This is a genomic window from Massilia aerilata (assembly GCF_042656905.1).
Classification (GTDB): domain Bacteria; phylum Pseudomonadota; class Gammaproteobacteria; order Burkholderiales; family Burkholderiaceae_D; genus Telluria; species Telluria aerilata.
Genome location: NZ_JBHSMZ010000015.1, coordinates 206,804 through 224,828, shown reverse-complemented (window position 1 = coordinate 224,828; position 18,025 = coordinate 206,804). Strand labels below are relative to the sequence as shown.

The window sequence follows — 18,025 nt, the reverse complement described above, 5'->3', positions numbered from 1 at the left end:
CGCACTGCCGGGTTTGCAAGGAGCCGAACATGGATACGCGAAACGAGCAGCTGGCGCGCCTGCGGGCGATCCGCAAGCTGGTCGAGGAGAACAACCAGTCCTGCCTCAGTACCGAGCTGATCGTCTGCCAGATCTATATGGAATCGCGCTTCGACAGTTGCGCCCGGGCCGAGGGCAGCAGCGCGCGCGGCCTGATGCAGCTGCTGAAGGTGGCGAACCGCGAGCTGTGCCGTCTCGACAATCTGCGCAAGCCCTCGGCTGCGCGCCGGCCCGAAGCCCTGCTGTACCGGGACGCGGACGTCTTCCACGACAGCCCGGCCTTCGTCGACGAGGCGACGAATATCCGCCTCGGCACCCGCTACCTGCAGGCCCTGATCGACAAGGCCAGGCGGGAGGGAAGCGCGGACCCGGTCGCCGAAGCCTACAGGGATTATCGCGGGGTGAGGAACGGGGTGTATTACGAGAAGATCCGGGCGGCGGCGCAGAAGCTGAAGCGTGACCCGGACAGCATCGAGGCGCTGAGGGTGCTCGAAAGCTAGCGCCAACCGGCGGCTCGCAGCTTTTGCGGCGACCAAAACAAAAAGGCGTTACGAAAAAATCGCAACGCCTTCAATGCTTACAACTAAATTCTTTGGTAGGCCGTGCGGGGCTCGAACCTGCGACCAAGGGATTAAAAGTCGCTGGGTCGGTACGGACATTCTTTATTGATCAATGACTTGTAATGCTTGCCAGATGCGATAACCAGTCACACTAAAGGGGAGGGATGGTAACTTATCGGGAGTCACGTCACAAGTACGTCACATGGTGGGCTCGCGGCACAGTAATCGAGCCCGGTCAGCCCACGCTGGCCCGGTGCGAGCCGATCAGCTTGCATCCACATTCCGTGACACAGCCTTCCACGGCTACCGCTATACCTCCCACGGTCACGCTGGAGTGGCCGGTAATGATCTTGTTGACTCCGTGTGGTTTACCACCTGGGTAATACTGAGGGCAATCCACCTGGTCGCCAAGCCGCGCGATGGGCTTCCCGTCTACGTCATGCTGTGGCGAGCCGCTGATCACTTTGCCGCCATGATCGGTAGAATCGCCCACGACGATGATTTTCATTGACATGTTTCGCACCCTCTCCGCAGCAGTTTCATTATTTCGACCACGCTGCTGGTTAAATCCAGTAGTTACTAAAACGGATGGTATGCCTTTGCCTATCAATCCCGAAAACGGAGGCTAGAAAGAAGTTTGTCCCAGAGAGCAACGGCTTCGTCATCCGTCAGTGAACCTTTTGTTGCGTACTTTGTGTTTGCAGCCACACCGGTATCGAGATTGATGTCGACAGCCGCGGGATGACGCAAATCACCAGTTTTTCCGATAGCCTCCCACATGAACTCGTGGATCATCACGCCATCTTTTCCGTTATGCCGCAATAAGACTTCTTCGCCATTCCAACCATTGACGATATGCTTGCCGATGCGCAGACGTGCTAGATCGGAATCAGTTGGGAAAACAACGCCTTGATCCCGCATGGCTGCTTCGTGACGCGCGATGATGCCTACGCCATTGGGGCCATCGGTGCGGGCATTTTTATTTGACATTACGGAGAAACTCACATCGGGCAGGCTTGGAAAATGCAAGCCAGCCGAGAATATCTCCTGGAACTGTCCGGTGGCTTCTGCAATGAATCCCAAGTCGATGCAAACACCTGGACCCGCTGGTACTTCCTCATTATCTCGAGCGCGCAGGCTGCGCGCAATGTCAGCCGATTTTCTTATTATTTGATCAGCACTTTCTTCATCTCCGGATCCCCAGCCGAACTCGAAAACATGGGTGCCTGCGGGGACGAAATTTATAATTCCTTCACCGCCAACAGATTTCAGATAAGGGCTACCGAAGTAACGCAGTAACAAGCTATTTGGAACCGGGCCGGCTGAGAGGGATGTAAATTCCGCGTTCTCTCGTTTCATAAGAGTTTCTTTGCGAAATGCATCTACCAGATCTTTCTCTTTTCCAGCCGCGTTCTGATGCGTAACTATTTCTGCTGGCATTTCTTGATTGCCTAGGATGAGCTGCGCTTCTTCAGGAACTTCGAGCACATACCGGCCAAAACAGACAGCTTTTGTTCTTGCAAACAATTTTTTCAATCGTGGAGACATTTCGGTTTGAGTTGGCACGCCAGTGTCCTCGTAAGAATAGGCCTGATGATGAAGAAAGAGGTAGAGGCCTGCAGCGGCGACGACACCAGCTAAGGCCGTGAAGATAAGTCGTTTTTTTGATTCTGATTTTGAAATAGGGCTCGTCATTTTTGATGAATGAGAAAACTACTTGGGCAACGATGTCCTGATTCTTTTTGAATTGCTGAATCAGGTCTTTACAACAGAGTACGTCCATATTCGCTTCAGGTCTTCCACCCCTCGGCGGTATTGGCAATCTTTATCATCGCATATAGCATCGAGACACTGACCGCATCCGCCTTGTAGCTCCCTTGATGGTCATACCCGGCCTGGACAAAGTGCACAGCCGCTTTCACTTTCGCTGCCGAATAATCGGAAGGGACAGTACCATCTCCCGCGTCCTGCGGCGGCAGGAGTTTCAATTTAAACCTGCGCTGGTCTTTCAAGGAAACGATCAGATCGCCTGTCCCGTCCTCGCTTACCAGTCTCCACAACAGTGGCGACTCTTTTGCAGCTGCAATTGCCGCATTGACGTGAATGTCTGCATGGGATAAAGGCTCGATTTTGTAAATCACGCTGCCATGTGTCGGGTTTTTTACATCGGCTGCGTAGCTGGCGTACGTATGGGCGTGGAACGTATTTTTGATTTTGGCGTGAAATGCCTGGGCGTCGGCGATCCTTTCATTAACCAACTTCGTTGTCGATGACACCTTTAATGTCTTCCCTGCCGGGTTTATCCATTCAGGATTGATCAAGCGCCACCAGCTTTCAGGTTTCTGCGTGTAAATATCGGACAGTGGTACTCCACTCATCGACATCGCGTTGGTTGCGTTGGAGGGTGGTGCCGATACGCCCGCGTCTGCGGGCCACTGCGCCAAGGTTTTCCCATTGAGGTCTTGGACTTTTAACCAGTTATGGCCGTACTCTGGCGTTGGTAAAAGTTCAAGAGGGCCGGGGGCATTGGCAAATACCGCGGTGACGTCCTGCCCCGTATTTCCGATGATAGCCGGAGCAGGCAAATGGCCGTCTACTCCGCTACGGACGCGTTTGTATGCTGCTGCAGAACCGTAAACCGGTTGTACGCTGTGATAGATGCCTAGAACGCAATCATTCAAGCCGCCCATCTCAGGATGAATTAGAGCGCGCGCCAGGATGCCACCCATTGAATGGGTAACCAGAATCACTTTGTCACACTTGTGACCATGTGCTTGATATGTCTTGATGAGATCTCTGATACGGACAGCCGTCTTCTTGGCGGACACAGCGTTGCTTTGGAGCCAGTTATATCCCATTGCATGGACTGGATATAGACAGTTGGCCACGCGAATAACTTCTTTCTCTTCAAGCATGGCCGCGTTAGGCGCTCCCCAACGTTTTGGCGACACGTCTGTTACTCCTATAGGCGGACCGCCGATAACGTTCAGATTTGACATCCAGAACAGATCCAACGGATTGCGGCTAGCCTTATCTTTAGCCAGCGCGTACCCAAAGCCAATAATTCAGTGACGTAGCCGTTGAAGTAGCGCAGCGAGCCGTCTTCGCGCACGAGCGAGATCGTGACCATCCTGGCCATTATCGCCTTCAGGGGAATCTCTACGTTGTCCGACAGGAGTTCGACCTCGAAGCGGAAGCAGCGCGAGACTTCCTCGTGCGCTTTCAAGCGGTTCGGCAGGAGGATGCGATCCGGCCCGTCGTTGCGAGGGAAATCCAGGCGCATCAGGCGGTCGTGCTGCGCATCGAGACTGAACGCCGACAGCGCAGCTCCCGCCGCGATCGCTTGGCTGCCAATCATGTAGGGCCTCCGATGGTGTAACGGCTATCAAATTTTCCATCGGTTAAGGTAACGAACAGGTTTTGGGCGACCTTGATAAAAAGCAAAAGCTGGATTCAGCATTTGTATGGCAGGAGGCATAATGGCAACGGGTGTCCATTCTCAGCTGCACGAACACCAAGGCTTGGCGTAATACGAGGAAGCCAGTCGGCATTGCAGATTTCCGCTGGCACGATTTGGGACGCACTTAGGCCGGATGGGCGATCCAAAACGGCAGCCCGTTGTACAACGTGCAGGCGATGGGCGAGTGGAGGTCGGCCGCGATGGCGTAGCGATACGTAGAGGGACTGCTGCGCGTCACAAACGCGGCACTGTCGGTAGAAGAGGGGATACAAAAAAAGGCGTCACGATCACTCGTAACGCCTTGATTTGATACTGCATATTCGTGGTAGGCCGTGCGGGGCTCGAACCTGCGACCAACGGATTAAAAGTCCGCTGCTCTACCAACTGAGCTAACGACCCGAAAGAAACAAGATTATAGGGGCTATCTGCCGGGCTGTCAAATGCGCCGGAGCGTCGTCACTTCAGGCTGGCCAGGCGATCCTTGGCGGTGGCGGCGGCCGAGGTGTCCGGGTACTTCGACACCAGCTGCTGCAGGATCTTCTTGGCCTTCTTGTTGTCCTTCAGCTCGATGTAGTTGCTGGCGATGTTGAGCATCGCGTCCGGCACCTTGGTGCTGTTGCCGTAGTTCGAGACGACGGCTTCCTGCGCGGCGATGGCGTTCTTGTAGTCGCGCTGGGCGTAATAGGTGTTGCCGAGCCAATACTGGGCGTTGGCGGCGAAGGCGGAGTCCGGATAGCGGCGGACGAAGTCCTGCAGCGCGTTGGCGGCGGCCTTGTAGTCGCCCGACTTGAACAGGTCCATGGCGGTATCGTAGGCCTGCTTCTCGGTCGGCTTGACTTCGACGGTCTGGCCGTCGACGACTTCCTGGCGCGGCTCGAGCTTGCGGATGCGGGCGTCGAGGTCGGCGTACAGGTCTTTCTGGTTCTTCTGCGCGCCGGCGATCTGGTTTGCCAGCACTTCGAGCTGGCCGCGCAGGCGGGCGATTTCCTGCATCGTCTGCTCGTGCTGGTTCAGGATCTCGATGGTCGCGGTCTTGTCCGACTTGGTGTCGAGGCGGGCGTTGACGTCGCGGGACAGCGCATCCACCTTGGCGCGCAGGTCGAGGATGGCGCGCCGCGCTTCATCGTCGTCGAGGATGCCGGCGCTCGCATGCAGGGGCAGCCAGGCGGCAAAGGCGAGGGCAAGGGCAGCAAGGCGGGACTGGGACGTTTTGATCATTTCTGGCTCTTCCTAAGCGATACGGGGCGGGATGCAGTCTGCACTGCATCCCGCCCCACTGTCAATCAACCGGATGACCGATTATTGATAGACGATGTCGGCGCGGCGGTTTTCAGCCCAGGCGGCTTCGTTGCTGCCGGTTGCTTTCGGCTTTTCTTCGCCCAGCGAGACCGCTTCCATCTGGTTGTCCGACACGCCCAGGGCGGCCATCGACTTGCGCACGGCTTCGGCGCGCTTCTGGCCCAGGGCCAAGTTGTACTCGGTGCCGCCGCGCTCGTCGGTGTTACCCTGGATCAGCACTTTACGCTGCTTGTTCTTGGTCAGGTAAGCCGAGTGGTTCTCGACGACCGGCTTGCCGTCGTCACGGACGACGTAGCTGTCGAAGTCGAAGTAGACGCTGCGGTTGGCCAGAACGCCTTTCGGGTCGTTCAGCGGGTCCACAGCGGTGGTCTCGATCGGACGGACGTTGCGGCTGTCGTCGACCGGCGCCTGGGTCTGGGCGACCGGGGTCTTTTCGACCACCGGGGTTTCTTGCAGTTTGGTCGACGAGCAAGCCGACAGCAGGGCTGCGGCCGACGCGATGAAGGCTACGGTTTTAATGTTGCGCATGGGTTTTCTCCTGGTCAAAAAATATTTACTTCATAAAGGGGCCCCAGCTGGGCTCCTTGATGTTTCCCGCCTGCGTCGATAGACGCTGCTTTACCCGACCGTCGACGGACACCACAGCCAGCGAGGCACGCCCGCCGCCTTTGTTGGCATACATGATGTATTTGCCGTTCGGCGAAAAACTCGGTTCGGTGGCCCCTTCGGCCAGGCGCTGTTCCTGGCCGCTGGCCAGGTCCATCGCGTAAAGGCAGTACACCCCATCGCGTTGCGAAATCCACGCCAGCGTCTTGCCGTCCGGGGAAATGCGAGGGGAAATATTTTCACGACCATTGAACGTGACGCGGGTGGGTTGGCCACCGTTCACGCTCATCTTGTAAATCTGTGCGCCACCGCTGCGGTTGCTCACGAAGTAAACTGTCTGGCCATCGCCCGAGAACTGGCCTTCGGTATCGATGTCGGCGCCGTTCGTCAGGCGGCGCAGGCCGCTGCCGTCGACATTCACGATGAAGATCTGGGTATTGCCGGTCTTCGACAGGGACAGCAGCAGCCTAGTGCCGTCCGGCGACCATGCCGGCGCCGAGTTGTTCCCCTTTTCGTTGGACAGGATCTGACGCTGGCCGGTCACCAGGTTCTGCACGTAGACGATCGGCTTCTGCTTTTCCAGCGAGACATAGGCGACCTTGGTGCCGTCGGGCGACCAGGACGGCGAGAAGATCGACTCGCGGCCATAGGCGGCGATCTGTTCGTTTTCGCCGTCGGCGTCGGCCACCACCAGCTCGTAGCTGTGGTTGCCCCTGCCGGGGTTGACCTTCACGTAGGAGATGCGAGTCGAGAAGATGCCGCGTACGCCGGTCAGCTTTTCATAGATGTCGTCGGCGATGCGGTGGCCTTCCAGGCGCGTGTTGCGCGCGCCGACCGCGTCCGACAGTTGCGAGAGCTGGGTCTGCTTGACGGTGTCCATCAGCTTGTAGCGCACCTGGAAGCGGCCGTCGGGCATGCGGCTGACCGAGCCCACCACCAGGGCGTCGGCGCCGCTGGCCTTGAAGGCGCCGAGGTCGACGCTGGCGGAATCCGAAATGGCCTGGCGCGCATCGATCACCTTGAACACGCCGCTGCGCTCGAGATCGGCGCGGATGATGCTTGAAATCTGGTCCGGCGCCACCGATTCGTCGGCGAAGGCCGCCACCGCGACCGGAATCTGGGTGCCGCTCACGCCGGCGATTTCGACGCGCACCTGGGCATGTGCAGCCACGCCCATCAGCAGGGTGGCCGAAAACAGCAGGGAATGTAGTTTCTTCTTCATAATGTCTCAGCTAAGTTTGGGTTCGAGCCGATCAGTTCAGGTCTTTCAGTTTGAAGCTGACTGGAAGTGATCGCTCTACCGTACCATCTTTTTTCTTTCGAAGCGGTGACGATTTGTTAATGCCCCGTTCAACGGCATCGTCAAACGCAGGGATGCCGCTGCTCTTGACCTTGCGTACCGAAAGAATCTCACCAGTCGGCAATTGCTCCACTTGGAAAACGACTTCCGGATTACCCGGTACATCGGTACTGCCCGGATAACTCGTATTGCTCTTGATTTGTGCGGCAAGGGAAGCCAGATAGCCCTGATCGATGCGCGGCGCGGTCGACTTCGCAGCATTTCCGCTGCTGCCCGGATTGCCAGCGCCCGACATCAGACGTTTCATTTCATCGGCTCGCGCTTTTTCCCGCTTGTCGGCTTCCGCCTTCTCGGCTTTTGCCTTGGCGAGTTTCTCGGCCTTTTCCTTTTCGGCCTTTTCCTTTTTCTTCTGGGCTTCTTCTTCTTTCTTCGCCAGCTCCTGCTCTTTCTTCTTCTGGTCTTCGCGCGCTTTCTTCTCGGCCAGCGCCTTTTCCTTCTTCTCTTCCTCGCGCTTCTGCTTGGCGATTTCCTGCTCGCGTTCGACCCGCTCTTCTTCCTTGCGTTTCTGTTCTTGCTTGCGCTTCTTCTCGCGCTCGAGGGCGATATCCGGCTGCTTCGGCGGCGCCGGCTCGGCCACGGGCGGCGGCTCGACCACGCGCGGCGTCGGCGGCGGCGTTTCCGGCTGCGGTTCCGGCTCGGGTTCAACTTGCGGCGGCGGCTGCGGCGCGGGCGGGGCGGCCTGCTGGACGCTGGTATCCCACACTTCGGCTTCGACCGCGATCGGCTGGTTGTTGGTCCAGTTAATGCCGATCACCAGGAAAGCCAGCAGCAGGGCGTGCACGCCCACCGCCAGTCCGATCGAGGACATGCGGTTCGGTTCCGGCGGCACCTGGTAGGGCGAGCCGCCGATGGCCTTGCCGTTGTGCTTCGTTGCCGACATTATTTGGTGGCCAGTCCGACGCGGTTGATGCCCATCTTCTTGGCTTCCGAGATCATCTGGATCACATCGTCATACTTGCTTTCGCGGTCGCCCGAGATCATCACCGGATAGTCGGGATGCTCGGCGTGCATCGCGCGCAGGCGCTCGATCACGGCGCTGCGGCTGGACATGTCCTCGGGCGCGCTGCTGTTCTTGCCATTGATGCCGATCTGCAGCTGGGCATTGCTCTTCACCGAGATGTTGATGTAGTCGTCCGGCGGCTGGGTCGAGCGCTCGGCGCTGGGCAGCTTGATCTCGCTGGGGTTCTGCGCCGGCGGCACCGCCATGAAGATGATGAGCAGCACCAGCATCACGTCGATGTAGGGCACGACGTTGATTTCGGACTTCAGCTTGCGGCGTCCGTTGCGCAGGTTGCTGTTGAATGCCATGTTCTTACCTCACTATCCCGTTGCGTTCAGCGCGACTGGCGCTGCAGGATGTTCGAGAATTCCTCGACGAAGCTTTCGAAGCGGATCGCGAGGCGGTCGATATCGTGGGTGAAGCGGTTGTAGGCGACCACGGCCGGGATCGCGGCGAACAGGCCGATCGCGGTGGCGATCAGCGCTTCGGCGATGCCGGGGGCGACCACGGCCAGGGTGGCCTGCTGCACGTTGGCCAGGCCGCGGAAGGCGTTCATGATGCCCCACACGGTGCCGAGCAGGCCGATGTACGGGGACACCGAGCCGACCGAGGCCAGGAAGTTCAGGTGGGTGTCGAGGTGATCCAGTTCGCGGTGGAAGGCGGCGCGCATCGCGCGGCGGGCGCCATCCAGCACGGCGCCGACATCGAGGGCGTCGCGGGCGGCCTGCTTGCCCTTGATGAACTCGCCCATGCCGGCTTCGAAGATGCGGGCCAGCGGACCGCTCTGGTCGCGCTGGGTGCTGGCGCTCTGGTGCAGGGTGTGCAGGTTGCCGCCGGCCCAGAAGCTGCGCTCGAACTGCTCGGTCAGGCGGCGGGCGGCGCGGATCGCGAACACCTTGCGGAAAATATAGGTCCAGCTGATCACGGAAATCGCGAACAGCAGCAGCATGATCAGCTTGACGAGGAAGTGCGCGTGAAGGATCAGTTCAACGAAAGAGAGGTCTTGGACTGCGTTCATCAGTATATTTGTTCAAATGTGTCAGTCGGTCCGCATTTTAACAGCGGTACTTGCAGGAAGGGAACGGGGGCGCATGGTTTGGGCATCGACGCAGCCCACTTTCACGTTCGCGGTCGACAGCAGGGTTTCGCCGCGCCAGGCTTGCTGGGCGAACTGGACCGAGGCGCGACCGAGCTTTTCCACGTGCAGTGTCAGGGTCACTTCATCGTCCAGGCGCGCGGACGCCAGGTAGTCGACGGCTGCGCTGCGCACCACGAAGGCGGCGCTTTCCTCGTCGAGCAGGCTTTGCTGATGAATGCCCAGCGAACGCAGCCATTCGGTGCGCGCGCGTTCGAAGAACTTCAGGTAATTGGCGTAGTACACGATGCCGCCGGCGTCCGTATCTTCGTAATAGACCCGTACCGTCCAGGTGAAAACTGAAGGCATTTCAGCTGCCATAAATGAAAATGGGAAACATTTTACGCGATTTTCGAAAAGCTTATGTGCGGTCGCGTACATAAACTCTCGATGATTAGCGGGCATGAGTAAACGCTAAGCATGCATACTCAGCCAACAACTGTAACACTTTCTAACAAGCTTCGTCGCTCCCGACATTTGGCTGAGCGAACGCAAACCGGGGTCAGACCCCGAATTTAGGAAATTGCCCAAAATCGGGGTCTGACCCCGGTTTATGACCGTCAAGCCTGGGTGCGCTTGATGTTGAAAGGCGAGAAGCCCTGGCAGGTCGGCATCATTTCGATCAGGTTGATGTTGACGTGCGGAGGCAGGGTGGCGATCCAGTAGGCGGTCTCGGCGATGTCTTCGGCGGTCAGCGGCTGCGTGCCTTCGTAGACCTTGGCGGCTGCGGCGTCGTCGCCCTTCAGGCGGACGTTCGAGAACTCGGTGCCGCCGCACAGGCCGGGCGCGAGATTGGTGGCGCGCACGCCGGTGCCGACCAGGTCGGCGCGCAGGTTCAGCGTGAACTGCTCGACGAAGGCCTTGGTGGCGCCGTACACATTGCCGCCCGGGTAGGGGTAGTGGCCGGCGACCGAGCCCAGGTTGATCACGAGGCCGCTGCCGCGCTCGACCATCGAAGGCAGCACGGCGTGGGTCATGGTCACCAGGCCCTTGACGTTGGTGGCGATCATGGTGTCCCAGTCTTCCAGCGGGACTTCGTGCGCCGGCTTGGTGTTCAGCGCCAGGCCGGCATTGTTGATCAGGACGTCGATCTGGCGCCAGGACTGCGGCAGCATCGACAGCGCTTCCTCGATCGAGGCCTTGTCGGTGACGTCCATCGCGACCGGCAGGGCGGATTCGCCCAGCTCGCGCGCCAGCGACTCCAGGCGTTCCTTGCGCCTTGCGGCCAGCACCACCTGGTGGCCGTTCTTGACGAAGGTGCGCGCCATCGCGGCGCCGAAGCCGGCCGATGCGCCGGTAATGAATACGATCATGATGGGATCCCGGATGATGGATGGTGAAGATGGAACTGCAAGATTGTAGCCGAAATGATCATTGCTTACCCCATGTGTCATCCCTTACAATCGACAGTTCCATTACGCATCACCGTAGGCCGTTCACCGGCTCCCGCCTCAAGTCAGCGCTGCCTGCCGCCTGGTATTCACATCGATTGGAGTTTTTTTCATGTTTGCAAAAGATCACACGCTCGCCAACGTCGACCCGGAACTGTGGGATGCCATTCAGAAGGAAAACACCCGCCAGCAAGATCACATCGAGCTGATCGCGTCCGAGAACTACACCTCGCCGGCAGTGATGCAGGCGCAGGGCTCCCAGCTGACCAACAAGTACGCCGAAGGGTATCCGGGCAAGCGCTACTACGGCGGCTGCGAATACGTGGACGTCGCCGAGCAGCTGGCGATCGACCGCGTCAAGCAGCTGTTCGGCGCCGAAGCCGCCAACGTGCAGCCGAACTCGGGCTCGCAGGCCAACCAGGGCGTGTTCTTCGCCATGCTGAAGCCGGGCGACACCATCATGGGCATGTCGCTGGCCGAAGGCGGCCACCTGACCCACGGCATGGCCCTGAACATGTCGGGCAAATGGTTCAAGGTCGTCTCCTACGGCCTGACCGAGCAGGAAGACATCGACTACGAGCAGATGGAAGCCCTGGCGCGCGAGCACAAGCCGAAGCTGATCATCGCCGGCGCCTCCGCCTTCTCGCTGCGCATCGACTTCGAGCGCTTCGCAAAGATCGCCAAGGAAATCGGTGCTTACTTCATGGTCGACATGGCCCACTACGCCGGCCTGATCGCCGCGGGCGAGTACCCGAACCCGGTGCCGTTCGCCGATTTCGTCACCTCGACCACCCACAAGTCCCTGCGCGGCCCGCGCGGCGGCATCATCCTGATGAAGGCCGAGCACGAGAAGGCCATCAATTCGGCGATCTTCCCGGGCATCCAGGGCGGTCCGCTGATGCACGTGATCGCCGGCAAGGCCGTCGCCTTCAAGGAAGCGCTGTCACCGGAATTCAAGGAATACCAGCAGCAAGTCGTGAAGAACGCCAAGGCCCTGGCCAAAGCGCTGATCGCGCGCGGCCTGCGCATCGTCTCGGGCCGCACCGAGTCGCACGTGATGCTGGTCGACCTCCGTTCGAAAGGCCTGACCGGCAAGGAAGCGGAAGCGATCCTGGGCCAGGCGCACATGACCTGCAACAAGAACGGCATCCCGAACGACCCGCAGAAGCCTTTCGTGACCTCCGGCATCCGCCTCGGCAGCCCGGCCTTCACCACCCGCGGCTTCAAGGAAGAAGATGCGACCACGGTGGGCAACCTGATCGCCGACGTGCTGGACAACCCGCACGACGCCGCGACCATCGAGCGCGTCAAGCTTGAGGTGAAGAAGCTGACCGACAAGTACCCGGTCTACGCTTCGTAATCTCTCGATCGCACAGCGGCGCCGGCAACGATGAAATGCCCTTTCTGTCAGCATGAAGACACCCAGGTCCTCGATACCCGCGTATCCGAGGAGGGCGATTCTATCCGCCGCCGGCGCCGCTGCGCCCAATGCGACAAACGTTTTACCACCTATGAGCGGGTCGAGCTCTCGATGCCGATCATCGTCAAGAAGAGCGGCAGCCGCACCGAATTCGAAGCCTCCAAGCTGCGCGGCAGCCTGATGCTGGCCCTGCGCAAGCGGCCCGTCGCCGCCGGCGCGATCGACGCCGCCATCGCCTCGATCGAGGAAAAACTGCTCACCAGCGGCCGCCGCGAAGTCGACAGTGTCTACGTCGGCGAACTCGTGATGCAGGAACTCAAGCGTCTCGACAAGATCGCTTATATCCGCTTTGCCTCCGTCTACAAGAACTTCGAAGACCTGGCCGAGTTCCAGGAAGCGATTGCGGAAGTCGGTCCCGGCGCGAAAACCAATCCCGGCTGAAGAAGTTCCCTCCATGGGCTTGAGCGCCCGCCACGGCTGACCTGAGTCCGCCTGCTACCTTCTGGTCTCCCTGATCCGAGACCTGGAGGTGTGGCATGCGCGGCCGCTCACTTGCTGGCGCTTTCCCCGGCGGCTTTACGCTGGTGGAAGTGCTGGTGGCCCTGTTCGTCGTCGCCCTTGGCCTTGCCGGGGCCGCGGCCGTGCAGGCGGTGGCGGTGCGCGCCGCGGGCGAGGCCGGGCGCCTGGCCGACGGCCTGCGGCTGGCTTCTTCGCTGGCCGAGCGCATGCGTGCGAATCCCGCCGCGATGGCGCTGCCGGATGCCGACAATCCCTATCTCCAGTTCGATGCCGCGGCCGGCGCCCCGTCGGCTGCCGCTGCATCCTGCTACGGCGCGTCCGGCTGCGGCCCGGTCGAGCTGGCGAACTTCGACCTGATGGAGACTTCGGCCCAGCTAGGCAGCCGCTTTCCCGGAGGACGCATCCGCGTCTGCCGCGATGCCCAGCAGCCCGACGCAGGCGGCCTGCTGGCCTGGGACTGCAGCGGCGGACCCGGCGCGCCCGTCGCCATCAAGCTGGGCTGGCGCGACCGGCAGGCGGCGCCGGACACTGTCTATGCGCCGGCGGTGTTCCTGACGCTGGGGGCGGGGGCGCCATGAAGCATCGCCGCCGTCTCCGCCTGCGCCAGGCCGGCCTCACGCTGGTCGAGATGATGGTGGCCATGTCCATCGGCCTGGCGGTCGTGCTGGCCGCGGCGCGGCTGCTGGGCCTGGCCAACGGCGCCTACGCCGCGCAGATGGAAGCGGCCGTCCTCGAAGATGCCGGCCGCTACGCCCTCGATATCGTCGGCCGCGCGGTGCGCCAGGCCGCCCATGCCGATCCGCTCCAGCTGGACCTGTCGGGCCCCGTCGATGTCCTGCCGGCCCGCCTGGCGGGGTTGGATGCGCGCTCGCTCGGCAGCACGAGCAGCGGCATCGACATTCCCCTCGCCGCGGTGGCGAACGGCAGCGACGTGCTGGCCGTGCGCTTTCCCGGCGCCGGCGGCGGCGCCAGTGGCGACGGCAGCGTGGTGAATTGCGCCGGCTTTGCGGTCGGCTCGGGCGAGGAGGGCTGGAGCATCTTCTACGTCGCGAACAACGGCGCCGGCGAGCCCGAGCTGCGCTGCAAGTACCGCGGCGCCGCCAACTGGAGCGCCGACGCGGTGCTCGCCGGCGTCGACAGCTTCCAGGTCCTGTACGGCCTCGATACCGACACCCCGCGCGACGGCGCCGCCAACCGCTACCTGAACGCCGATGCGATCAGGGCGCTGGACGCGGCCTACGCCGGCCTGCCGGCACCGGAGCTGAACCGCCGTACATGGTGGAAGCGGGTGGTCAGCGTGCGCATCGGGCTGCTGCTGCACGGTACGCGGGCCACGCGGCCTGCGGGTGGCGATGGCGAGTTCCAGCTGTTCGGGGCTGTGCATGCGGCCAGTCTTGGGGACGGCGACCTGGGGACCGTGGTGCGCGAGGATGCGCTGCCGGACAGCCTGCGGCGGCGCGAGCGCAGGCTGTTCACGATGACGGTCGCCTTGCCGGCGGGCGCTTTATGAGCGCGCGCGGGCCTTGCTGCGGGCTGCGGCCACGGCGTCAACGAGGCGCGGCCCTGGTCTGCGCGCTGATGCTGATGATGGCGGCCATGCTGATCGGCATCTCGGTATGCAGCACGGTCTTCGCGTCGATTGCCTCGGCAGGCGCCGAGCGCGAGCGCAGCATTGCGCACGAGGCCGCCGAAGCCGCCTTGCGCGATGCCGAGCGGGACATCGCCGCGGCCTCGGGCATCGTCCCGCCGGCCCGGGCCACGCAGTTCACGGAAGCCGGCGCCGCCAGCTTCGTCGACGGCTGCGGCCAAGCCGGCTCGGCGCGCGGACTGTGCCTGGCGAGCTCGCCGCCGGCGTGGCAGCTGCAGGACCTGGCCGACGCCGATAACCCTGCGCTGGTGCCCTACGGGTATTACACCGGCGCGAGCCTGGCGACGGGCCGCGGCCTGTTGCCGGCCCGCCCGCCGGCATACCTCATCGAAAAGATCGCGCCGCCGGGCGCCGGCGCGTCGCTCGGCAGCTTTTACCGGATCACGGCGATCGGCTTCGGCAGCCGGGATGCGACACGCGTGGTGCTGCAGTCGGTGGTGCGCAAGCCGCCGCCGGCGCCTGCGGGCGGGACGGGGCCGCCGGAGGCCGCGCCGCCAGCGGTCCAGCTCCTGGCCGGCCGCATCGGCTGGCGCGAAATCGCCAACTGGCCGCAGCTGCACGCCCAGGCACTGGAGTAGGCAATGCCAGCACACGAACGCGAACCCGGACGAAAAAGCGAGAAAGGCATGAACATGAAGCGCGGCTTTACCCTGATCGAAATGCTGGTGGTGCTGGCGATCTTGTCCATCCTGGCGGCGGTGGCCATACCGGGCTACACCAGCCACATCACGCGCACCAGGCGCACCGAAGGGCAGATCGCCCTGATCGACGCCATGCAGCAGCAGGAGCGCTACCACCTGCAGCACAACACCTACGTCGAATTCTCCGCGGACAGCGGCGATGCGGCGCCGGCGGGCTTTCCCTGGTGGTCGGGCGTGAGCGCCGCCGTCAGCTATTACGAGCTGGCGGCGCACGCCTGTCCGGGCCGCGACATCGCCGATTGCGTCGAAGTCCGCGCCATCCCGGGCACGGCCAAGGTCGACGGGCGCTTTCGCGACCAGGACTGCGGCGCACTGAGCCTCGACAGCCTGGGTGTGCACGGTTCGGAGCGGGCGGGCCGCTGCTGGCCATGAAGCGTGCGCGCTTCAGGCAGCCCCGGAGCGGCTTCACGCTGATCGAACTGCTCGCGGTGCTGGCGATCGCCGCCATCCTGCTGGCCGCCGGCGCGCCCGACCTGCGCCAGTTCATCCGCAACCAGCAACTGAAAGCCGCCGCGGCCGACCTGTTCGCGGCGATCGGGCAGGCGCGCGCCCAGGCGCTGGCGCGCGGCGAGGTCGTGAGCGTATTGCCGAAGGGCGCCGGCGGCGCCGACTGGCGGCAAGGCTGGACCGTGTTCCTCGACCGCGACGGCGACCGCCAGCCCGGCCCCGGCGACACCATCCTGGCCGAGCACGGCCCGCTGGCGCAGGACATCGCGGTCGGCTTTTCCTTCACCACCCCGGCGCCGCCTTTCTATATCGCCTACAATGGCGCCGGGCGCAGCTGCCGCGACAGCAACCCGGCGGCTGCGCGCTATGGCACGCTGTCGCTGTTCCACGGCGGCGGCATCCGCCGTATTAAAATCAACATGCTGGGCCGGGCCCGCAGCTGCGACCCGGCACGCGACGCGTCCTGCGACGGTCCCGCGGCGCCGCCATGAACTTGAGCGAATGAAAAAGTGCTGATACTGAGCGATACCGAAAGCATGGCCCTGGCCCTGGAATGGGCAGCCAGGGGCATGTACATCACGGCGCCGAACCCGCGCATCGGCTGCGTGATCGTGCGTGACGGCGAAGTGATCGGCGCCGGCCATACCCAGCCGGCCGGACAGGCGCATGCCGAGGTCCAGGCCCTGCGCGACGCCCAGGCGCGCGGCAACGACGTCCGCGGCGCCACCGCCTACGTCACGCTGGAGCCCTGCAGCCACCATGGCCGCACGCCGCCGTGCTCGAACGCCCTGATCCAGGCCGGGATCAAGCGGGTCGTCGCGGCGATGGAAGATCCGAACCCGCTGGTGGCGGGACGCGGACTGGCGCAGCTGGAAGCGGCTGGCATCGCGGTCGCCTCCGGCCCGATGGCGGACCAGGCCTACGAACTGAATATCGGCTTCTTCACGCGCATGCGTTTCGGGAAGCCCTGGGTGCGCCTGAAGACGGCCGCCAGCCTGGATGGCGCCACGGCGCTGGACAGCGGCGAGAGCCAGTGGATCACCAGCCCCGAGGCGCGCGCCGACGGCCACGCCTGGCGCGCCCGCGCGCAGGCGATCCTGACCGGCATCGGCACGGTCAAGGCCGACGATCCGCAGCTCACGGTGCGCGGCATCGAGACCCCGATGCAGCCGCGCCGCGTCATCGTCGACAGCCGCCTCGAGATCGACACCGGCGCCTGCATCCTGCAGGGCGCGCCGTGCTGGATCGTGGCGGCGCAGGCCGACACGGAAAAGGAAGCGGCCTTGCGCAGCGCGGGCCATGAGGTGATCATGCTGCCGAACGGCGCCGGCAAGGTCGATCTGCCGAAACTGATGCTGGAGCTGGGCCGCCGCGAAATCAACGAGCTGCACGTCGAGGCGGGCGGCAAGCTGAACGCCTCGCTGGTGCGCGAAGGCTGCGTCGACGAGCTGCTGGTCTACCTGGCTCCCAGCCTGATCGGGCCGGGGCAGGGCATGTTCGCGCTGCCGCCGCTGGCGCAATTGCAGGACAAGCTGGCGCTGCGCTTCCACGGCGTGCAGCAGGTCGGTCCCGACCTGCGCATCCTGGCGCGCTTTAATCATTCGAAAGGATAAGGATGTTTACTGGAATCGTCGCTGCCGTCGGCAGCATCCAATCGGTCAAGCCGCTCGAAGGCGGTTCGTTCGCGGGCGTGCGCCTGCAGATCGAGGCCGGCGGCCTGGGGCTGGACGACGTCGCGCTGGGCGACTCGATCGCCATCAACGGCGCCTGCATGACCGTGGTCGAAAAGACCAGCACCGCCTTCGCCGTGGACGTCTCGCGCGAAAGCCTGAACCGCACCGCGGGCCTGGACCAGCCGGGCGAAGTGAACCTGGAAAAGGCGCTGACCCTGGCCGAGCGCCTGGGCGGCCACCTGGTGTCGGGCCACGTCGACGGCCTGGGCACGGTCCACAGCTTCGAGCCGGTCGGGGAATCCTATAAACTGGTGATCGATGCGCCCGTGGAGCTGGGCAAATACCTGGCCTATAAAGGCTCGATTGTGGTGAACGGCGTATCGCTGACCGTGAACAGCGTCGAGGACCTGGAAGCGGACGGCGCCAGGGTCTGCCGCTTTGCCATCAACCTGATCCCGCACACGATCGCCGTCACCACCCTCAAGCACCTGCATGCGGGCGCGAAAGTGAACCTGGAAATCGACCTGATCGCGCGCTACGTGGAGCGCATGCTCACGGCCGCCAAGTAAGCAAGAGCGCCCAATAAATCCTCCATGGCGGCGTTGCATCGTCTCGCCGTACTAACGTACTGTCTTCGTGGTCCGCCACTGCGGCGATGCGCCTTGCCCTGGAGGTTTCTTGGGCGCTCTTATGTCCAACCTCGGCCGGACAAATTTTCTCCGTTTCTCTTCCGTTTGGCGTAGACTGCCTGCTGGCAACATCATCAG

General features: G+C 62.5%; 22 protein-coding genes and 1 tRNA gene. 10 read left to right on the top strand and 13 right to left on the bottom strand.

Features of this window, described 5'->3' with window-relative positions; all coding sequences use genetic code 11:
• The first annotated feature begins 29 nt into the window (after positions 1-29).
• Positions 30-539, top strand: a complete 510-nt coding sequence (locus tag ACFPO9_RS18720; protein WP_379773312.1) for a lysozyme family protein — start codon at positions 30-32, stop codon at positions 537-539.
• Positions 540-834: 295 nt separating this feature from the next.
• Here ACFPO9_RS18720 and ACFPO9_RS18715 read toward each other — a convergent pair whose 3' ends face one another.
• The 13 genes from ACFPO9_RS18715 to ACFPO9_RS18655 all read right to left on the bottom strand — a co-directional run bounded on the left by ACFPO9_RS18715 (position 835) and on the right by ACFPO9_RS18655 (position 10,772).
• A complete protein-coding gene (locus ACFPO9_RS18715; RefSeq protein WP_379773310.1) occupies positions 835-1,113 on the bottom strand; it encodes a PAAR domain-containing protein in 279 nt (92 codons plus the stop codon).
• Between the two features lie 92 nt (positions 1,114-1,205).
• Positions 1,206-2,294 (bottom strand): T6SS immunity protein Tli4 family protein, encoded by a 1,089-nt coding sequence (locus ACFPO9_RS18710; protein ID WP_379773307.1) that lies wholly within the window; start codon positions 2,292-2,294, stop codon positions 1,206-1,208.
• A 95-nt stretch (positions 2,295-2,389) separates the two neighbouring features.
• A complete protein-coding gene (locus ACFPO9_RS18705) occupies positions 2,390-3,598 on the bottom strand; it encodes an esterase/lipase family protein (RefSeq protein WP_379773304.1) in 1,209 nt (402 codons plus the stop codon).
• Entirely contained in the window at positions 3,586-3,957 is a 372-nt protein-coding gene (locus ACFPO9_RS18700; RefSeq protein WP_379773301.1) for a contractile injection system protein, VgrG/Pvc8 family, read from the bottom strand. The genes ACFPO9_RS18705 and ACFPO9_RS18700 overlap by 13 nt, the downstream gene beginning before the upstream one ends.
• 425 nt (positions 3,958-4,382) lie before the next feature.
• Positions 4,383-4,458 (bottom strand) — tRNA-Lys (locus ACFPO9_RS18695).
• A gap of 57 nt (positions 4,459-4,515) precedes the next feature.
• Complete coding sequence (ybgF, locus tag ACFPO9_RS18690) at positions 4,516-5,277, bottom strand: tol-pal system protein YbgF (protein WP_379773298.1); 762 nt, start codon at positions 5,275-5,277, stop codon at positions 4,516-4,518.
• A gap of 81 nt (positions 5,278-5,358) precedes the next feature.
• A complete protein-coding gene (pal, locus tag ACFPO9_RS18685) occupies positions 5,359-5,886 on the bottom strand; it encodes a peptidoglycan-associated lipoprotein Pal (RefSeq protein ID WP_379773295.1) in 528 nt (175 codons plus the stop codon).
• Between the two features lie 25 nt (positions 5,887-5,911).
• Positions 5,912-7,186, bottom strand: coding sequence for a Tol-Pal system beta propeller repeat protein TolB (tolB, locus tag ACFPO9_RS18680; RefSeq protein ID WP_379773292.1), 1,275 nt, complete (start codon positions 7,184-7,186; stop codon positions 5,912-5,914).
• A 31-nt stretch (positions 7,187-7,217) separates the two neighbouring features.
• Complete coding sequence (gene tolA / locus ACFPO9_RS18675; protein WP_379773289.1) at positions 7,218-8,132, bottom strand: cell envelope integrity protein TolA; 915 nt, start codon at positions 8,130-8,132, stop codon at positions 7,218-7,220.
• A 71-nt stretch (positions 8,133-8,203) separates the two neighbouring features.
• Positions 8,204-8,632 (bottom strand): biopolymer transporter ExbD, encoded by a 429-nt coding sequence (locus ACFPO9_RS18670; protein ID WP_379773286.1) that lies wholly within the window; start codon positions 8,630-8,632, stop codon positions 8,204-8,206.
• Positions 8,633-8,658: 26 nt separating this feature from the next.
• The gene (gene tolQ / locus ACFPO9_RS18665) at positions 8,659-9,342 is read right to left on the bottom strand and encodes a protein TolQ (RefSeq protein WP_230027871.1); all 684 of its coding nucleotides are present in this window, start codon (positions 9,340-9,342) and stop codon (positions 8,659-8,661) included.
• A gap of 21 nt (positions 9,343-9,363) precedes the next feature.
• A complete protein-coding gene (gene ybgC, locus ACFPO9_RS18660) occupies positions 9,364-9,768 on the bottom strand; it encodes a tol-pal system-associated acyl-CoA thioesterase (protein WP_379773282.1) in 405 nt (134 codons plus the stop codon).
• Between the two features lie 251 nt (positions 9,769-10,019).
• The gene (locus ACFPO9_RS18655; RefSeq protein ID WP_379773279.1) at positions 10,020-10,772 is read right to left on the bottom strand and encodes an SDR family oxidoreductase; all 753 of its coding nucleotides are present in this window, start codon (positions 10,770-10,772) and stop codon (positions 10,020-10,022) included.
• Positions 10,773-10,962: 190 nt separating this feature from the next.
• On the opposite strand from ACFPO9_RS18655, the gene glyA reads away from it, so the two are divergent.
• The 9 genes from glyA (at position 10,963) to ACFPO9_RS18610 (ending at position 17,827) form a co-directional block, all read left to right on the top strand.
• Complete coding sequence (gene glyA / locus ACFPO9_RS18650; RefSeq protein ID WP_379773276.1) at positions 10,963-12,210, top strand: serine hydroxymethyltransferase; 1,248 nt, start codon at positions 10,963-10,965, stop codon at positions 12,208-12,210.
• A gap of 30 nt (positions 12,211-12,240) precedes the next feature.
• The gene (nrdR, locus tag ACFPO9_RS18645) at positions 12,241-12,711 is read left to right on the top strand and encodes a transcriptional regulator NrdR (protein WP_230027862.1); all 471 of its coding nucleotides are present in this window, start codon (positions 12,241-12,243) and stop codon (positions 12,709-12,711) included.
• A 95-nt stretch (positions 12,712-12,806) separates the two neighbouring features.
• Positions 12,807-13,367, top strand: coding sequence for a type IV pilus modification protein PilV (gene pilV, locus ACFPO9_RS18640; RefSeq protein ID WP_379773272.1), 561 nt, complete (start codon positions 12,807-12,809; stop codon positions 13,365-13,367).
• Positions 13,364-14,299: a PilW family protein gene (locus ACFPO9_RS18635; protein WP_379773269.1), complete on the top strand. Its 936-nt coding sequence runs from the start codon at positions 13,364-13,366 to the stop codon at positions 14,297-14,299. Before pilV ends, ACFPO9_RS18635 begins: the two co-directional genes overlap by 4 nt.
• Complete coding sequence (locus tag ACFPO9_RS18630; protein ID WP_379773267.1) at positions 14,296-15,015, top strand: pilus assembly PilX family protein; 720 nt, start codon at positions 14,296-14,298, stop codon at positions 15,013-15,015. Before ACFPO9_RS18635 ends, ACFPO9_RS18630 begins: the two co-directional genes overlap by 4 nt.
• A gap of 3 nt (positions 15,016-15,018) precedes the next feature.
• Complete coding sequence (locus ACFPO9_RS18625; protein ID WP_379773265.1) at positions 15,019-15,510, top strand: type IV pilin protein; 492 nt, start codon at positions 15,019-15,021, stop codon at positions 15,508-15,510.
• On the top strand, positions 15,507-16,076 hold the full coding sequence (locus ACFPO9_RS18620) for a GspH/FimT family protein (RefSeq protein ID WP_379773262.1): 570 nt from the start codon (positions 15,507-15,509) through the stop codon (positions 16,074-16,076). Before ACFPO9_RS18625 ends, ACFPO9_RS18620 begins: the two co-directional genes overlap by 4 nt.
• Positions 16,077-16,121: 45 nt before the next feature.
• Entirely contained in the window at positions 16,122-17,198 is a 1,077-nt protein-coding gene (ribD, locus tag ACFPO9_RS18615) for a bifunctional diaminohydroxyphosphoribosylaminopyrimidine deaminase/5-amino-6-(5-phosphoribosylamino)uracil reductase RibD (protein ID WP_379773702.1), read from the top strand.
• Between the two features lie 2 nt (positions 17,199-17,200).
• Positions 17,201-17,827: a riboflavin synthase gene (locus tag ACFPO9_RS18610; protein ID WP_379773260.1), complete on the top strand. Its 627-nt coding sequence runs from the start codon at positions 17,201-17,203 to the stop codon at positions 17,825-17,827.
• Positions 17,828-18,025: the final 198 nt, after the last annotated feature.

Excerpts from the sequence above, each read along its gene's own strand:
- ACFPO9_RS18710 (WP_379773307.1), bottom strand. The coding sequence starts at position 2,294 with ATGACGAGCCCTATTTCAAAATCAGAATCAAAAAAACGACTTATCTTC.
- tolQ (WP_230027871.1), bottom strand. The coding sequence starts at position 9,342 with ATGAACGCAGTCCAAGACCTCTCTTTCGTTGAACTGATCCTTCACGCG.
- ACFPO9_RS18610 (WP_379773260.1), top strand. The coding sequence starts at position 17,201 with ATGTTTACTGGAATCGTCGCTGCCGTCGGCAGCATCCAATCGGTCAAG.
- ACFPO9_RS18670 (WP_379773286.1), bottom strand. The coding sequence starts at position 8,632 with ATGGCATTCAACAGCAACCTGCGCAACGGACGCCGCAAGCTGAAGTCC.
- ACFPO9_RS18625 (WP_379773265.1), top strand. The coding sequence starts at position 15,019 with ATGCCAGCACACGAACGCGAACCCGGACGAAAAAGCGAGAAAGGCATG.
- pilV (WP_379773272.1), top strand. The coding sequence starts at position 12,807 with ATGCGCGGCCGCTCACTTGCTGGCGCTTTCCCCGGCGGCTTTACGCTG.
- glyA (WP_379773276.1), top strand. The coding sequence starts at position 10,963 with ATGTTTGCAAAAGATCACACGCTCGCCAACGTCGACCCGGAACTGTGG.
- ACFPO9_RS18720 (WP_379773312.1), top strand. The coding sequence starts at position 30 with ATGGATACGCGAAACGAGCAGCTGGCGCGCCTGCGGGCGATCCGCAAG.
- ACFPO9_RS18630 (WP_379773267.1), top strand. The coding sequence starts at position 14,296 with ATGAGCGCGCGCGGGCCTTGCTGCGGGCTGCGGCCACGGCGTCAACGA.
- tolA (WP_379773289.1), bottom strand. The coding sequence starts at position 8,132 with ATGTCCTCGATCGGACTGGCGGTGGGCGTGCACGCCCTGCTGCTGGCT.
- ACFPO9_RS18620 (WP_379773262.1), top strand. The coding sequence starts at position 15,507 with ATGAAGCGTGCGCGCTTCAGGCAGCCCCGGAGCGGCTTCACGCTGATC.
- tolB (WP_379773292.1), bottom strand. The coding sequence starts at position 7,186 with ATGAAGAAGAAACTACATTCCCTGCTGTTTTCGGCCACCCTGCTGATG.
- ACFPO9_RS18635 (WP_379773269.1), top strand. The coding sequence starts at position 13,364 with ATGAAGCATCGCCGCCGTCTCCGCCTGCGCCAGGCCGGCCTCACGCTG.
- ACFPO9_RS18705 (WP_379773304.1), bottom strand. The coding sequence starts at position 3,598 with ATGTCAAATCTGAACGTTATCGGCGGTCCGCCTATAGGAGTAACAGAC.
- ybgC (WP_379773282.1), bottom strand. The coding sequence starts at position 9,768 with ATGCCTTCAGTTTTCACCTGGACGGTACGGGTCTATTACGAAGATACG.
- nrdR (WP_230027862.1), top strand. The coding sequence starts at position 12,241 with ATGAAATGCCCTTTCTGTCAGCATGAAGACACCCAGGTCCTCGATACC.
- ACFPO9_RS18655 (WP_379773279.1), bottom strand. The coding sequence starts at position 10,772 with ATGATCGTATTCATTACCGGCGCATCGGCCGGCTTCGGCGCCGCGATG.
- ribD (WP_379773702.1), top strand. The coding sequence starts at position 16,122 with ATGGCCCTGGCCCTGGAATGGGCAGCCAGGGGCATGTACATCACGGCG.
- ybgF (WP_379773298.1), bottom strand. The coding sequence starts at position 5,277 with ATGATCAAAACGTCCCAGTCCCGCCTTGCTGCCCTTGCCCTCGCCTTT.
- ACFPO9_RS18715 (WP_379773310.1), bottom strand. The coding sequence starts at position 1,113 with ATGTCAATGAAAATCATCGTCGTGGGCGATTCTACCGATCATGGCGGC.
- ACFPO9_RS18700 (WP_379773301.1), bottom strand. The coding sequence starts at position 3,957 with ATGATTGGCAGCCAAGCGATCGCGGCGGGAGCTGCGCTGTCGGCGTTC.
- pal (WP_379773295.1), bottom strand. The coding sequence starts at position 5,886 with ATGCGCAACATTAAAACCGTAGCCTTCATCGCGTCGGCCGCAGCCCTG.